We start from the raw sequence: 15,297 nt of genomic DNA, 5'->3' as shown, positions 1-15,297 counted from the left end.
AAGCATAGCCCAATGCAACGGGGCCGACTCGCGCTGTTCGCGGTCGTCACGCTGGTCGTGCTCTCCGGCTGTACCCTCCCCAACTCTCCCGACCGGTTCGATACCGACCGCGAACTCGGCTACGTCGGGAACTACGCCCACGACGACGGCTTCGAGTTCGACGACGACGGGGCGCTTACCGAGGACCAACTCGAGGCCGTCAAGTATCGCTCGATGGCGCGAATAGAGGTTCTCAGGGGAGTAAAGTTCGAACGCGACGTCGCGCTCGAGGTGATAACCAGAAGGGAGTATCGAAGCCAGCGCGGCGAACCGGGATCGGCGTCGGCGGCGACGAACGAACTGTGGCGCGGTGCGTTCATCGTCGATGGCGAGACGGACGTCAACCGGGCGATGAACGACCTCTACGGCGGTGCCGTTCAGGGCTACTACACGAACGGCCGGATCGTGATCGTCACCGACGAGACGGAGGAGATCCGTATCGATCGCGAGACGCTGGTTCACGAACTGGTCCACGCCCTCCAGGTCCAGCAGTTCGGACTCTCCAGCGCGGGAACGACGATCGACGCACAACGGGCCGAACTCGGGCTGATCGAGGGGGAGGCGAACTTCATCCCTCACCTGTACGACCGGCGCTGTGGTGCCGAATGGCAGTGCCTCGCCGAGTACGAGCAGCCGCCAGCGACGAGCGACCTCCGCGAGCAGCCGTTCAATGTCGGGCTGTTCCTCTCGATTTACACGCCGTACTCGGAAGGCCCCTCCTTCGTCGACCGCCTTCGCGAGCGCGGCGGCTGGGCCGCCGTCGACAGCGCCTACGGCGACCGACCGGCGAGCACCAGTCAGTTGATCCACCCCGAGCGCTACCCCGACGACCAGCCGGTCACCGTCAGTATCCGTGATCGCTCGAGCGACGACTGGGAACCGTACGCTCCCGACGGCGAGGCGCGGGAGACGGTCGGCGAGGCGACCCTGTTCGCGTCGCTCTGGGCCAACGGCGTCGTCGAACGGCCGCTCACCGACGGCGGTACCGAACTCTCGCCGTACAACTACTCCCATCCCGCGACCGACGGCTGGGCCGGCGATACCTTCCAGGTTTACCAGGACGATGACGACCGGACCGGCCACGTCTGGAAACTCGCCTGGGAGAGCGACGACGACGCCGAGGCGTTCGCCGACACCTACCGAACGCTCCTCGAGAACCGCGGTGCCGACGCGGTCGACGACGGCGACGGCACCTACCGAATCCCCGACGAGGACCCCTTCGCCGGTGCCTACCGGGTGACCGTCTCCGGCGACACCGTTACAATCGTCGGTGCTCCCACGGTCGACGAACTCGAGGAGATCCGCGGAACGGGTGCCGAGCAGTCGGAGTCCCTCGAATCGCCGGTTGCGCCGGCGATGAGGGCGGCGACGTCGCACGCCGGCACGGCCCCAGCGTAGAGCCCACGCCGTCTCCGACTGCAGACGAGTAGCTTTTTTGCCTCCCACGGAAAACCGTCGTTATGTCAACCCCGTTCGGAACCGTCTCAGCGGAGGCGATTCTCGAGGGCCGCGCGACGGACGCGTACTTCGAGCGCACGCGGACGACCCTCGAACACGCCGGAAAGAATCCCCACGTCGTCGCCGAGGTGACAGCCGACCAGTTCCCGACCGGTTCCTTCGAGGTGTGTACCGGCGTCGCCGACGTCGCGACCCTTTTCGAAGGCCGCGACGTGGATATCGACGCGCTGCCCGACGGCCAACTGTTCGACGGCGGCCCGGTGATGCGAATCGAAGGCTCCTACCTCGAATTCGCCGAACTCGAGACCTCCCTGCTCGGTTTTTTATCGCAGCCAAGCGGGTTCGCGACGGCCGCGCTCGAGGCGCGACTGGCGGCTCCCGAGTCGCTCGTGCTCTCGTTCGGCGCTCGACACGTCCACCCGTCGATCGCCGCGACGGTCGAACGCGCCGCGTTGCTCGCCGGACTCGACGGCTTCTCCCACGTCGCGGCGGGCGATATCCTCGGCCGCGAGGCGGGCGGAACGATGCCCCACGCGCTCATGTTCTGTTTCGGCGCGGGCAATCAGGCCGACGCCTGGACGGCGTTCGACGAGGCCGTCCCCGAGGACGTACCGCGGATCGCACTCACCGACACCTTCTGGGACGAAAAGAGCGAGAGTCTGCTGGCGGCCGAGACGCTTGGCGAGGATCTGGACGGCGTTCGCCTCGATACCACGGGCTCGAGGCGCGGCGACTTCCGCCACATCGTTCGCGAAGTCCGCTGGGAACTCGACGCGCGCGGCCACGAGGACGTCGATATCTTCTGTAGCGGCGGTCTCGATCCCGAGTCGATCCGGAACCTCCACGACGTCGCCGACGGCTTCGGCGTCGGCAGCCACATCACCGGGGCCGACTCGGTCGACTTCAGTCTCGATATCGTTTCCTTCGAGGGCGACCCGGTATCCAAACGGGGCAAGCTCTCCGGGGTGAAGGAGGTGTATCGAACGCCGGACGGGGGCCACCACGTCGCGCTCGCCGACAGTGACGGTTCGGCGGCGGGCGAGGCGCTGCTCGAGCCGCTGATCCGAGACGGCGAAATCGTCCGCGAGTTCGACCTCGAGGACGCGACCGAGCGGTGTCTGGCCGACGCGGAGGCGGTCGGGTTCGGTTCATCGATAGACTGATCAGTAGGCGGTTCGGCCAGGCGTTCGATCGATAGGCTTCGACGGTTGCGACTCTCGCCTCGGAGTGGCGACCGCTACTCGTCCGCAGTTGCCGGAGAAGTGACGCGTTACGACCCGCTGTCTTCGGTACTCGAGTCGCTCGAGTCCATCGTCGCTCGTGACGTCGTCGGTTAGAGCTCCTCGATGCTGCCGTCGGCTTCGCGCTCGCGGAAGACCTGTCCTTCGAACAGCGTGACGATGACGTCGTCGTTTTGCCAGGCGGTCGGCGCGAGCTTCGCTTTTCGGCAGGTTCGATCGAGGTACTCGCGGCCGCTCCAGCCGTTCTCGACCGGCACCGTCGGATAGAGCCAGCCGCCCTCGCCGCCGTCGATGGCGACGCCGTGGGTTCCTAACTCGAGATCGGCCAGCGGATCGTCGGTCAAGACAACGCTCTTGACGGTACAGACGGAGACGGTGAGGTTCGGCAGTTCCGAGGGGCTGACCTCGGAGCCACACGAATCCTCGCTCGCGGCTTCGATCGCCGCGTCGACGATGACGTGGCCGAGCTGGTCGCCCGATCGGTAGCCGCCGGCGCAGCCACGCAGGCTGCCCCGTCCCCGAGTCGACTCGAGGCGGACGAACGCGCCGGTTCGCTCGTAGAACGCCTCGCGCATGCTGCCCGGTTGTTCTCGTTGCCCGTGTTGTACGTAGGATTCGACGGATTCTCGCGCGAGTTCGACGGCGCGCGCCCCGTCTTCGTAGGAAAGGTTGACGCCCTGTCGCTGGGACATACAACTGTACATGGGGATTGCCGTCCTAAAACGCTTCCATTCGACTCGAGCGGTGAGTCGTCGCGCCGACCGGGGGACTTATTCGGCCGACGCTCCTACGATCAGTGGGAGAGAGAGCCTGGCTGCCGCGGCGGGCGCGCCGGTAACGACGCGCCACGCACACCGCTGCTCGACTCGACGAGTCGCGCGGCGCACTACCGTGGAGCGACTCGGAGAGTCGGTCCACGCTCTCAACGTTGGCCACCTCTCCGAGGTGCCCAACGCTCGCGAGGAAAGTCCCCCCACCTGTTCGGGCAGGTGACCGGACGCAAGTCCGGAGCGGGAGACCGCTGGCTCTGGAACAGAAACGACACGTCTCGGCCCGACCGATGATGCGTGCGAACCCGACCGAGAGGAAGGGAAGCTAACCCGCAGAGGGAAGCGTGGTCGCGCAGCGGCCACGTTATGCGCGGCGACAGCCGCCGGATAACGTGGTCGACGAAGCGTGGTTTGAACCCACGAGTCGCGCTCGGCGTGACTGACCACACGGACGGCCGAGGAACGATGGAACGGCGAACCCTCACCGGTGCAAGTCCGCGCCGTGGTAGCCCGAACACCCCGCGGCGAAGCCGCGGACGGCGCGGACGCTCAGCCGAATGCCGGGACGAACAGAAGGGGGCTTACTCCTCTCACCCAGTTTTGACACCTCGAGTGCCGACGCTGGACAGGAGTCGGTTCGCAGCGGGAACGCGTGACCGAGCGGAGTCCGTGGTCTCTCGTCGATTTCGGAGGCGAGTTCGCCCCTCCGCTTCGAAGCCGGGCCGACTCGTTGACAGCTCCGTGAGGAATTGTTATCGGTGATGAGAGTCGTACACGGATGGAGAGCACGGACGGCGTGAACGAAAGCGTCCTGACGGAGTCTTCCGCGAACGTAGTGAGCGGAAGGCACGTCAGGACCGAACGCAAAAGCGAGTGCTTCACGTTGTTCAGCACTCGCGATAAGTGAGCGTCCTGACGGAGATTTGAACTCCGGTCCCTGGCTCCGCAAGCCAAGAGGATAGTCCACTACCCTACCAGGACTCATCTCTTCGTAACCGTGTGCACATTAAAGCCCTTTCGAAAGGAACCGGGGAAACCCCTCGAGTCGGCCGTTCGTGCGTGGTTTCGTCTGCCACAATTGCCACTCGAGACTCGAGCCGGCGGACGAGAGTTTATATACTGACACGAAACCAACGGTGATATAATCTCGAGTTCGGGGGTCGGGTGGCCACGGGGACGGAGCAGCGAGCGGGGTTCGTTTCGCAAGAACCGCGGTCGACGACGCCGAATGGACAACGCTTTTGCGCGCGCTACTCATGCACGAGCATAGAATGAGCGACATCGAGGGCGTTTATGAAGACCTCGAGGCCGACGTCTCTCTCGAGGAGTTTCGCGAGGCTGTCGAGGAAAAAGTCGAACAGATGGGTGGGCTCGCGGACGAGGAGACGGCGGCGATGCTCATCGCTCACGAGATCGGTGAGAGCGAGGTCGGTGGCATCGCCGACATCGAGCCCGGAATGGAGGACGCGAAGTTCGTCGCCAAGGTCACCAGCATCGGCGAGGTTCGGACCTTCGAACGCGACGGCGAGGACGAGGACGGCCGCGTCGTCAACGTCGAGGTCGCCGACGAAACCGGCTCGGTTCGAGCGGCCTTCTGGGACGAACACGCCGAAGCCGCGATCGAGGAACTCGAGGAGGGACAGGTGCTGCGGATCAAGGGCCGTCCCAAGGAGGGCTTTAGCGGCGTCGAGATCAGCGTCGACCACGTCGAACCCGATCCGGATACGGAGGTCGACGTGCAGGTTTCCGACACCCACACCGTCGAGGCGCTCTCGCTCGGGCTCTCGAACGTCAACCTCGTCGGCCTCGTTCTCGACACCGGCAGCGTCCGGACGTTCGACCGCGACGACGGCTCCGAGGGCAAGGTGTCGAACCTCGTACTCGGCGATTCGACCGGCCGAATCCGCGTGACGCTGTGGGACGAACAGGCAGATCTCGCGACGGAGTTCGAGCCGGGCACGACGGCCGAGGTGATCGACGGCTACGTCAAGGAACGCGACGGCAATCTCGAGCTTCACGTCGGCAACCGCGGAGCCGTCGAGGAGGTCGACGAGGAGGTCGAGTACGTCCCCGAGAGCACGCCGATCGAGGACGTCGAGATCGACCAGACGGTCGACATCGCCGGCGTCGTTCGCTCGGCCGATCCCAAGCGCACGTTCGACCGCGACGACGGCTCCGAGGGACAGGTTCGAAACATTCGCGTCCAGGACGCGACCGACGACATCCGGGTCGCCCTCTGGGGCGAAAAGGCGGACCTCGATATCGGACCGGGCGACGAGGTCGCACTCGGCGACGTCGAGATTCAGGACGGCTGGCAGGACGACCTTGAGGCCTCCGGTGGCTGGCAGTCGACGGTTACGGTGCTCGAGTCCGATTCGGTCGGTGGGTCCGGCGAGAGCCAGACGGACGACTCGAGCGACGAGAACGCCGGACTATCGGCGTTCGCCGGAGACGATGGCGGTACCGACGAGAGCGACGGCGCGGATGCTGCCACGACGGATTCGGACACCGATTCCGACGAGTCGGCCGCCTCGAGCGACGCCGGCGCTGAGGCGGATGGGCCGGCCGACGGCGAGGAGATCGAGTTCACGGGCGTCGTCGTTCAGGCTGGCGACCCCGTCGTGCTCGACGATGGCGAGACGACGATGAGCGTCGAAACGGACGCCGATGTCGGCCTCGGCGAGGAGCTAACCGCCAGAGGGGTCGTCCGCAATGGTCGCCTCGAGGCAAATGACGTCTTCTGAGGCCCCGAGCAACCTCATTGAGCGTCTAGGAAAAGCGTTAAGGGAGTTAGCTTCGCCTATCATGGTATGAACGTCGAACTCCCGTTCGCCCCGGTGGACACGATCATCCGGCGGAACGCGGGCGAACTTCGGGTGAGTGCCGACGCGTCGAAGGAACTTGCAACGCGGATCCAAGAACACGGGAGCGAGCTGGCGATCGACGCCGCCGAGCGAGCGACCGAAGACGGGCGAAAGACGTTGATGGCCGATGACTTTGGCGTAGAGCGGGTCGTCGACAAGGACGATCTCGAGTTGCCAGTTGCCCCCGTCGACCGTATCGCCAGATTGGAAATCAACGATCGGTACCGCGTTTCGATGGACGCCCGCGTCGCCCTCGCCGATATTCTCGAGGACTACGCGGACAACGTCGCCCGGGCGGCGACGATTCTCGCCCATCACGCCGACCGGCGGACGATCACCGAGGACGACATCGAGACGTACTTCTCGTTGTTCGAGTGAGATGCGCTTTGGCTACAGCGAGACCTGTCTCGCACACGATCCCGGTTCGCGCCATCCCGAGACGCCGGACCGGCTACGGGCGATCCGGGAGCGACTGAAGAAGAAACACGGCGTCGAGTATGTCGACGCCGACCCCTGCGAGATCGATACGATGGCGGCGGTCCACGACCGCGAGTACATCGAATCCGTCGAGGAGTTCTGCGCCGACGGCGGCGGGAGCTGGGATCCCGATACGACCGCCGTCGAGGAGACGTGGGATGCGATCTGCCACAGCACCGGCCTCGCTTGCTGGGCCGCCGAGGACGCCCTCGAGGGGGCGACCGGTCGGAAGACGCCGTTTTCGATCGGCCGGCCGCCGGGCCACCACGCCGTCTACGACGACGCGATGGGGTTTTGCTTCGTCAACAACGCCGCGGTCGCCGCCCAGCACGCGCTGGACGCGGACGCCTACGACGTCGGTCGAGTCGCGATCGTCGACTGGGACGTCCACCACGGCAACGGCACGCAGGACATCTTCTACGACCGAGCGGACGTCTTCTTCGTCTCGATTCACGAACAGGGGCTCTACCCCGGCACTGGTGCCGTCGACGAGACCGGCGAGGGGGACGGAGCCGGGACGACGATGAATATCCCGATGCCCGCCGGCACGGACGACCGCGAGTACCTCGCCGCGGTCGAGGGGCCGATCACGGCGGCGCTGACCGAGTACGATCCCGACCTCTTGCTCATCAGTGCCGGCTTCGACGCCCACCGGCACGATCCGATCTCGAGGATTCGCCTCTCGACGGAGGCCTACGCCCTGATGACCGATCGGTTCCGAACGCTCGCCGACGAGACCGACGCCGCGCTCGCGTTCATCCTCGAGGGCGGGTACGGACTCGACGTGCTCGCCGACAGCGTCGCGATCGTCCACGAGACGTTCGACGGCCGAGAGCCGATCGAACCGGACGCCGACTGCGGTGAGAAAGCCGAGTCGGCGCTGTCGGCTGTCGCCGACGCGCACGGACTGGACCTGAACCTGGACGGGTGAGTCCGCTGGAGTTCGTCCGATTCGCGTCACCGCTCTTCCACTCGACGCGAAACTAACTTGTCAGACCGTCCATAATAGTCGCCGCATGGATCTGACGATTCGCCGCGCGACTGTCGACGATTGCGCCGCGATTCAGCGGGTGATCGCCGATTCGTGGCGGGAGAGCTACCGCGGCCTGCTCGAGGAGTCGACCGTCGAACGGACTACCGACCCCGCCGGGTTCTACCCGGCGAAACGGTTCCGACAGAAACTCGACGATTCGGACCTGCGATTCCTGGTCGCGCTCGTCGGTGGCGACGTCGCCGGCGTCGTCAACATCTGCTGGGGATCGGAGAACACGCACGAGTTCGTCACGGTGGACGGCTGTGAGATCAGTTCACTCTATCTCGCGCCGTCGTTCTGGCGGGAGGGGATCGGTACGGCGCTGGTCGAAGCCGGTCGAGACGTGTTTCCACCCGGCACGGAGGAATCCTTCGCGGAGGTCTTCTCGGCGAACGAGCGGGGCCGTGCGTTCTACGAGTCGGTCGGGTTTCACCGCTTCGACGGGCGAACGATCTCATTGTACGGCGAATCACTGGAGACGGATCTTTATCGTCGACCGATTCGAACGTGACCGCCGTCTCGAGCGATCCGGCGGCGACTCAGGGTCGCGGCTCGAAGTACCGCGCGAGTTCCGGTCCGAACTCCTCGAGCAGCGCCGTGATCTCCTCGCCGACCAGCACCTCGTACTCGTCCTCGAGTGCCGTCTCGACGTGGGCACCGAGGCCGACGTCGAAGAGTCGATCGCTCTCGAGGAATCCTTCGGCGGTCGTAAACTCGCGGGGACGCTCGGTCACGTAGCGGTCGCCGTCGACGAAGGGGCCGTATGCGTCGGGATCGTCGGCGTAGGTGTCGTAGAACCCCTCGGCGTGGGTCCGGACGTGGATCGGGGGACCGTCGTGGCGTTCGACGGCGGGTCGCTCGCTCACGGCGAGTTCGACGAGGATCGTCGCCGTCTCGTCGGCGACCGTCGTCGCGCGGAAGACGTCGAATCCGCGGTCGTCGAGCCCGGTCGTGATGCCCTCGAGGGACTTCCGTAGTTGCGGGTAGAGCTGGTCCTCGACGAGGTCCGGTGCGTCGAACCGGATGGCGACGGGGGTGGTGCCGCGGCGCTCGAGGTGCTCGCGGAGCCCGGCTTCGTCGATCGGCTCCAGATCGGTGGGTTCGAACACGTCGGCGCGGGGCTCCTCGAGGAACTCCCGGGCGTAGTGTTGGAGGCGGGCGACGTTCTCCGGCGCGCAGACCGCGGCGACGTTGCGCTCGGGATCGGTCGGATCGATGACGACGAGCGGGTCGTCGAACGGAAGGTCGGCGTCGCCGACCTCCGCATCCCGAGACGACGCTGCCGCCTCGCGCCCTCGTCCGTGATCTTCGGGGTCGAGGATGACCTGCGGATGCCAGTTCGCCGCGGCCTCGAGCAACGGTCGGAAGCCGCCGTACTCGACGACGAGCAGTTCGGTGAGATAGCCGCTGAAGCCCCGCGTGCGGAGGTCGCTGCCGTACGCGCCGATCCCCTTCAGGAACTGCTTGGCGAGTCGGACGTCGGCAGCGAGGTCGTCGTCCAATCGTTCCTCGAGGTACTGCGTGTGAAACGGTGTGCGATCGACGGCCGAGCGGATGTCGGTCGCCGACTCGAGTCGAAAGCAGGGCACGATGTCGATGTCGAATCCTTCGACGCATCCCTTGACGTACGGGTGTTCGGCGTACTCCTCGTGGCCGTCGGGGAGGGTGGCGTGACCGACCTCGAGGCCGTACCGCTCGAGGGCCTCGCGCTCCGTGTCCGGCGGGAAGCGGACGAAGATATCGATATCGCGGTCGCCGCTGATCCACGTGTTTCTGGCTGTCGAGCCGACCTGCAGGACGTCGGCCCCGGGAGCGCGCTCCGTCGCGGCGGCGTCGGCGCGGTCGATGAGTCGGCCGGCGACCGTTCGGAGGCGTTCGCGCTCGTCGTCGTCGGGTTCGATGCGTTCGCGAATCGTGGCGATAACCGACTCGAGGTCGGCCCGCTCGGTGGGTTCGGAGTCGTCGCTCTCAGCGTCCTCCTCGCTCATTGGTGAGGTGTACTCGAGCGGTGCGTGAAAGGGTGTCGAACACGGAGCCGGGAAAACGAAAGCCCTATCAAACACACCCTGCTATCTGAAGATGAGCCGAAGTAGCTCAGTTGGTAGAGCACCTCGCTGTTACGGTGATTCAGGCATCGCCTGTTCGCCGCAGATACGAGGTTGTCCCAGGTTCGAGTCCTGGCTTTGGCGCTTCTTCCGCGGTATTTTCGATAGCGTGCGTCGGAATCGACTCCAGTATCGTTCCGATGATTGGGTCGTCTTCATAGCGGTAGCCGTAACCGTGACCGTTCTGCTCACGTGGCTTCCGGCATTTACACCCTCTCCAGCACACCCTCCCTGATCGATCCGTGCCGCTTCGAGTCGCGATTCGCTACCGGATCATCACGACCCGACGCACGCCACTGCAGCGGCTCTTTTCGATTCGTTACTGAGGTTTATATCCCATCGAGCGGCGAATCCGCGCATGCTCGATCGCACCACGCGTTACGGCCATCTCGAGGAGCCACAGAAACGCGGCCGAGCCACTGAAGCGATCATTCGGGCGGCGTTCGTCGTACGCGACATTCCCGTTCTCGTGCCGACCTACGACAACGAGCCCTACGATCTGGTCGTCGAGTTGGGCGGGCAGTTTCATCGGATTCAGTGCAAGACGGCGTATCGAAAGAGCGAGAGAACGGTTGCGTTCGAAACTATTCGTCCCCCTCAGAGACGCGATGGCTACGACCGGACCGGGTACGACGGCCGTGCGAAGTACTTCGCGGTCTACGATCACGTCAACGACAATCGGTACTTGGTCCCCGTCTCAGAAGCCGCGAGCGGGAAGATAGAACTCTACGTCCAAGAGCCGAAAAACGGATAGCGCGTCGGGATCGATCGGGCCGAAACGTACCTGCTCGACGAACGACTCGAGGATCTGTGCCGACCCTCGTAGGCTGTCGCTGGATCAGGCGTCCCGGACCTGTCCGACGGCATCCAGTGGCACGAGCGAGTAGTCGACGGTTTCGATGTCTTCGATCGCTCGAAGCGTGCCGACGAACCCCGAAATCGCAGCAGACGCTGATGACGCCGGCAAGGGCTTCATCCTCGAGACGAGTCCCATCGAACTCGGTGAGTAGCGTTCGGGCGCTCTCACGAACGACCTCGCTTCGGTCGGTGTAGTCGTGTTCCGTAGCGTGGTTATCCAGGCGATCAACCAGTTTGGGGGAATTGATACACTGACGACGGGAATGATATTAACCAATCCATATCAGTTATTAACTTTTGTTATTCATACTCTTCCGGGAACGTAATAACCAACATTAACAAGATTGGGGGACTAATTCACAACAAGTCCATGACTGACGACCGCATTCCCGTGACCGTACTCAGTGGCCCCCTCGGTGCGGGCAAGACGACCGTCCTCAACCGCGTGCTAACCGCCGATCACGGCCTCGAGGTGGCCGTGGTCGTCAACGACATGGGCGACGTCAACGTCGACGCCGAACACGTGGCCCAGCAGACCGACCTGGGCGGCGACGAGGAGATCATCGAACTGTCCAACGGTTGTATCTGCTGTCGCCTGCGCGGCGATATGCTGGACGAAGTCGGCCGATTGGCCGATCGCCGCGAGTTCGATTACCTGCTGGTCGAGTCCTCGGGCATCTCGGAACCCGTTCCAGTCGCCCAGACGTTCGCGATGGGGTTCGAGGACGCCGACTTTGATCCAACCGACACCTACAGACTGGATACGATGACCACCGTCGTCAACGCCCACAGCATCTGGGAGTCGTTCGACACCGGGACGGCGCTGACCGGCCGGGAACTCCAGGGCGAGTCGGGTCGCGTTCCCGAGGAGGTCCTGCTCGACCAGATCGAGTTCTGTGACGTCCTCCTGTTGAACAAGTGCGATCTCGTCCCCGACGCTGCGCTCGACGAGATCGAGGCCGTCCTCGAGCGGTTGCAACCTCGCGCGAATCTCGTTCGAACGGAGTTCGGCGATGTCGATCCGGACGCAATTCTCGGCACCGGCCGGTTCGACTTCGAGCGCGCACAGGCGTCTGCCGGCTGGAAACACGAACTCCAGCACGACCATCACCACGAACCACAGGAGGAACACGGCGTGACGTCGTTCGTCTACCAGCGCGACCGGCCGTTCCATCCCGAGCGCATCGCCGCGCTGCTATCGGACCTGCCGGACGAACTCATTCGCGCGAAGGGCTTTTTCTGGAGCGCGGGTCGCGAGGACGCCGCGATGGGAATCGACAAGGCCGGAACGTCAGTTCGGGCCGGCCCGTCGGGCCGGTGGCTCGCGACCCTGCCGAAAGCCCAGCGCGAGCAGTACTTCGCCGCCCGCCCGGGGCTCGAGGACGACTGGGACGACACGTGGGGTGACCGGATGACGCGACTCGTGTTCATCGGTCGCGAGTTCGACGACGAGACGCTGATCGCCCGTCTCGACGACTGCGTGCTGACCGATGGCGAGATGGACGACGACTGGGACGCCTATCCCGATCCGTTCGAATCGGAAGAACAACGTGAACTCGCGCTCGCTGACGACTAAATGAGCGCTCCCGTTACCATCCTCTGTGGCGAACTCGGGGCCGGCAAAACGACGCTGCTGTCGAACCTGCTCGAGTCGTCGGACCGAGAGATCGCCGTACTGGTCAACGACGTCGGCGCGGTCAACGTCGACGCCGACCTCGTGGAAGCCCGGACCGACCTGACGACCGGCGAGGAAGTGCTCGCCCTCGAGAGCGGCTGTATCTGCTGTAGCCTCGGCGGCGAACTCTCGCGGTCGGTTATCCAGCTCTGGAAGGAACACGACTTCGAGTATCTGGTCGTCGAAGCCTCCGGCGTCGGCGAACCCGAACCGATCGCCCGCCAGTTCGTCCGCGGTCCGGCGGGCGGCCCCTACGACCTCGACGCGGTCGTCACCGTCGTCGACGCACGCAGGTTTTACGACCGGTTCGCGAGCGGCGAGACCGACCAGCCGGACGAGCCGCCGGTTCGACAGGGACCCGACGAGACGGGGAGCCGCCCGCTCGCGGATCTGCTGCTCGAGCAAGTCGAGTTCTGTGATCTACTCGTCGTGAACAAGTGCGACCTCGTGAGCGACGACGAACGCGACCGCGTGGTCGCCCTGCTCGAGACGCTCCAGCCTCGCGCCGAGGTCGTGACGACCGAGTACGGCGCGCTCAAGCCCGAGGCGTTGCTCGACAGCGAGCGATTCGACCTCGAGGCGGCCGCCGAGTCGGCGGGCTGGAAACGGGCTATCGAAGCCGACGACGCCCGCGACGAGGCTGGAGCGCACGATGACGATGCTCACATCCACGATCACGCCCACCCGCCGGAACGGTACGGTATCGAGGTCGATACCTACCACCGCCGCCGCCGACCGCTCCATCCCGGACGGTTCGCGGCCTTCCTCGCCGACCTTCCGAGCGACCTCGTGCGCGCGAAGGGCCTGTGCTGGATCGCGGGCCGCGACCGCCAGGCGATCACGATGAGCTTCGCCGGCGCGGAGACGTCCCTCGAGGTCACCGGCCGCTGGATCGCCAGCTTCTCCCCCGAGCATCAAGAGCGGTATCGGAAGAGCCAGCCCGACCTCTCGTGGGACGAAGAATGGGGCGACCGCGAAACCCGGCTCGCACTCATCGGGCGACACCTCGCCATGGACGATCTGCAGGCCCGCCTCGACGACTGTCTCCTGACCGAGAGCGAGATGGACGACGACTGGTCGTCGTTCGAGAATCCCGCGCCGACGGGAATGGGCGACTCGGTAACGATCTCGAGCGATGGTGACGACTGATGGTGGGGTTCGATCGAAACGCGATCTTCCCGGGAGGGGAGGGATTATCGCCCTCCAGCGTGGAGTACCTCGTATGACGACCGATCGAGACGACCGTCGCGGGACGGACGATCACGGCCACGACGTCATCGAACCGTTGTACGTCGGCATCGTCACGGTCTCGAGTTCGCGCGCACAGGCCGACGAGAAAGACCCCGACGACCCGGGCGGGGACACCATTCAGGAATGTTTCGAGGCTGCGGGCCACGAGGTTCGAGAACGGCTGCTGGTTCGTGACGACTACTCGTCGATTCGAACGGCGGTTCGCGGACTGGTCGCGCGCCGAGACATCGATATCGTGCTGACGACCGGCGGGACGGGCGTCACCGCCGACGACGTTTCGCCGGAGGCAACCGCGTCGCTGTTCGAGCGCGACCTCCCCGGCTTCGGCGAACTGTTCCGGTCGCTTTCGTGGGACGAAGTCGGCACTCGAGCGATGTCCTCGCGGGCGACGGCCGGAATCGCCGTCGATACCCCGGTGTTTTGTCTCCCCGGAAGTACGAACGCCTGCCGAACCGCCTGCGAGAAACTCATCGTCCCCGAAGCGCCTCATCTCGCGGGGCTCGCGACGCGACATCGGAAGGACGGAACCGATCAGTCCCTGTCAGCCTATCAGGACGAGGACTGAACACGGCTCTAATCACGGATCGGCTCCTTGCGTGTTCTTGGAACCACTCGAGCGGCGCTGACTCGTGGATGCGACTCCCGTTCAATCGTCCGATTCGGTGCAGAGAAGGGGACCTGGCCGCGGCGGAGAGTAAGGGTTAACTATATTCCACGGTTTCGTTCGCGTGCAAGGGCCCTTAGCTCAGTCTGGTTAGAGCGCTCGGCTCATAACACGACCTGACTACGTGAGGTCGTGTGAGATACCGAGTGGTCGATGGTTCGAATCCGTCAGGGCCCATCCGCAAAAAACCCGAAGTGTGGCCGAATTCGGTTCGGCCGGTAATTGGGCGTTCAACCACTCGATCCGCCTGTTCTCTGTTTTGGAACAGAGGGGTTCTAAACCGGAACCGAACCAGCCACTGGTTCCGGGTGGCCGCCTTCTTGCGAAATTAGTAGCCGAAACGGGGTGGTCGGCGTGACGATCGCTCCGTGGCCGTCGACCAGCAACGAAACGACGTGCCGTCACTGCGGTGCGTACGTCACGAGCCAGTTCTGCCGCGTCTACGGTGACAACGACGATCAGGTCCACCGTTGCGGCGACTGTGACAGCTACCGACGGCTGACCCGCGGGTCCGCCGCTGGCGTCGATATCTCGATTCCCGACCCGGAGACGTCGCCCGGCCGTCACGGAGGTGAGGCCGATGTGTGACGATCTGTTCGTTCCGGCGAGTCGGCTGTACAACGTCGACAGTCGGACGCCCATAGCCCATCCGGCCCATCAAGCGAGTGACCAGCAGGTTCGGCGTGCGCTCGAGCAGCGAGAGATTCGAGCCGATGGCGGCACCATCTCCAGCGGTACCGCTCACTCGTCTTCGTCAAATTCCAAGGTGGTTTCCGTTTCCACTTTCGAAAATTCCGTTCCCCCGCACTCGCACCCGCCTGGGTTACCGATTGGAACGAATCCCCCGTCTGATTGCTCACGT

The 15,297-nt window shown here is 64.8% G+C and carries 13 protein-coding genes, 3 tRNA genes, 1 other RNA gene and 1 pseudogene; 14 read left to right on the top strand and 4 right to left on the bottom strand.

What is annotated here, in order from left to right:
• Window positions 1-12 precede the first annotated feature (12 nt).
• Together DWB23_RS15950 and DWB23_RS15945 are read left to right on the top strand one after the other, a co-directional pair.
• Complete coding sequence (locus DWB23_RS15950) at window positions 13-1,437, top strand: Hvo_1808 family surface protein (RefSeq protein ID WP_121743791.1); 1,425 nt, start codon at window positions 13-15, stop codon at window positions 1,435-1,437.
• A 62-nt stretch (window positions 1,438-1,499) separates the two neighbouring features.
• Window positions 1,500-2,660, top strand: coding sequence for a nicotinate phosphoribosyltransferase (locus DWB23_RS15945; protein ID WP_121743790.1), 1,161 nt, complete (start codon window positions 1,500-1,502; stop codon window positions 2,658-2,660).
• Between the two features lie 170 nt (window positions 2,661-2,830).
• On the opposite strand, the gene DWB23_RS15940 is transcribed toward DWB23_RS15945, so the two are convergent.
• Window positions 2,831-3,430 (bottom strand): TIGR00296 family protein, encoded by a 600-nt coding sequence (locus DWB23_RS15940; RefSeq protein WP_121744302.1) that lies wholly within the window; start codon window positions 3,428-3,430, stop codon window positions 2,831-2,833.
• A 251-nt stretch (window positions 3,431-3,681) separates the two neighbouring features.
• Here DWB23_RS15940 and rnpB point away from each other — a divergent pair.
• An RNA gene (gene rnpB / locus DWB23_RS15935) (RNase P RNA component) lies at window positions 3,682-4,097 on the top strand.
• Between the two features lie 319 nt (window positions 4,098-4,416).
• Here rnpB and DWB23_RS15930 read toward each other — a convergent pair.
• Window positions 4,417-4,489 (bottom strand) — tRNA-Arg (locus DWB23_RS15930).
• A 290-nt stretch (window positions 4,490-4,779) separates the two neighbouring features.
• On the opposite strand from DWB23_RS15930, the gene DWB23_RS15925 reads away from it, so the two are divergent.
• The 4 genes from DWB23_RS15925 to DWB23_RS15910 all read left to right on the top strand — a co-directional run bounded on the left by DWB23_RS15925 (window position 4,780) and on the right by DWB23_RS15910 (window position 8,393).
• Window positions 4,780-6,252, top strand: coding sequence for a single-stranded DNA binding protein (locus DWB23_RS15925; protein WP_121743789.1), 1,473 nt, complete (start codon window positions 4,780-4,782; stop codon window positions 6,250-6,252).
• 66 nt (window positions 6,253-6,318) lie between these two features.
• Complete coding sequence (locus DWB23_RS15920) at window positions 6,319-6,750, top strand: histone (protein WP_121743788.1); 432 nt, start codon at window positions 6,319-6,321, stop codon at window positions 6,748-6,750.
• A gap of 1 nt (window position 6,751) precedes the next feature.
• Window positions 6,752-7,780, top strand: a complete 1,029-nt coding sequence (locus DWB23_RS15915; RefSeq protein ID WP_121743787.1) for a histone deacetylase family protein — start codon at window positions 6,752-6,754, stop codon at window positions 7,778-7,780.
• A gap of 85 nt (window positions 7,781-7,865) precedes the next feature.
• Window positions 7,866-8,393, top strand: a complete 528-nt coding sequence (locus tag DWB23_RS15910; RefSeq protein ID WP_121743786.1) for a GNAT family N-acetyltransferase — start codon at window positions 7,866-7,868, stop codon at window positions 8,391-8,393.
• A gap of 28 nt (window positions 8,394-8,421) precedes the next feature.
• On the opposite strand, the gene cca is transcribed toward DWB23_RS15910, so the two are convergent.
• Window positions 8,422-9,870, bottom strand: a complete 1,449-nt coding sequence (cca, locus tag DWB23_RS15905; RefSeq protein WP_121743785.1) for a CCA tRNA nucleotidyltransferase — start codon at window positions 9,868-9,870, stop codon at window positions 8,422-8,424.
• Window positions 9,871-9,965: 95 nt separating this feature from the next.
• On the opposite strand from cca, the gene DWB23_RS15900 reads away from it, so the two are divergent.
• Both DWB23_RS15900 and DWB23_RS15895 read left to right on the top strand, forming a co-directional pair.
• A tRNA-Asn gene (locus DWB23_RS15900) sits at window positions 9,966-10,071 on the top strand.
• A 274-nt stretch (window positions 10,072-10,345) separates the two neighbouring features.
• Window positions 10,346-10,813: pseudogene (locus DWB23_RS15895) on the top strand (group I intron-associated PD-(D/E)XK endonuclease).
• 12 nt (window positions 10,814-10,825) lie between these two features.
• Here the strand turns inward: DWB23_RS15895 and DWB23_RS15890 are convergent.
• Window positions 10,826-11,014, bottom strand: coding sequence for a hypothetical protein (locus DWB23_RS15890; protein ID WP_394341753.1), 189 nt, complete (start codon window positions 11,012-11,014; stop codon window positions 10,826-10,828).
• 201 nt (window positions 11,015-11,215) lie between these two features.
• On the opposite strand from DWB23_RS15890, the gene DWB23_RS15885 reads away from it, so the two are divergent.
• The 5 genes from DWB23_RS15885 to DWB23_RS15865 all read left to right on the top strand — a co-directional run bounded on the left by DWB23_RS15885 (window position 11,216) and on the right by DWB23_RS15865 (window position 15,023).
• Window positions 11,216-12,421 carry a GTP-binding protein gene (locus tag DWB23_RS15885; RefSeq protein WP_121743784.1) on the top strand — a complete coding sequence of 402 codons (1,206 nt, stop codon included), beginning with the start codon at window positions 11,216-11,218 and terminating at the stop codon, window positions 12,419-12,421.
• Window positions 12,422-13,669, top strand: a complete 1,248-nt coding sequence (locus DWB23_RS15880) for a CobW family GTP-binding protein (RefSeq protein WP_121743783.1) — start codon at window positions 12,422-12,424, stop codon at window positions 13,667-13,669.
• Window positions 13,670-13,742: 73 nt separating this feature from the next.
• A complete protein-coding gene (locus DWB23_RS15875) occupies window positions 13,743-14,336 on the top strand; it encodes a MogA/MoaB family molybdenum cofactor biosynthesis protein (protein ID WP_121743782.1) in 594 nt (197 codons plus the stop codon).
• A gap of 169 nt (window positions 14,337-14,505) precedes the next feature.
• Window positions 14,506-14,612: transfer RNA gene (locus DWB23_RS15870), tRNA-Ile, on the top strand.
• A 168-nt stretch (window positions 14,613-14,780) separates the two neighbouring features.
• A complete protein-coding gene (locus DWB23_RS15865; RefSeq protein ID WP_121743781.1) occupies window positions 14,781-15,023 on the top strand; it encodes a DUF7563 family protein in 243 nt (80 codons plus the stop codon).
• Window positions 15,024-15,297 lie beyond the last annotated feature (274 nt).

The sequence above is a fragment of the Natronorubrum halophilum genome (assembly GCF_003670115.1).
Taxonomy (GTDB): Archaea; Halobacteriota; Halobacteria; order Halobacteriales; family Natrialbaceae; genus Natronorubrum; species Natronorubrum halophilum.
This window is presented reverse-complemented; position numbering and strand designations above follow the sequence as displayed.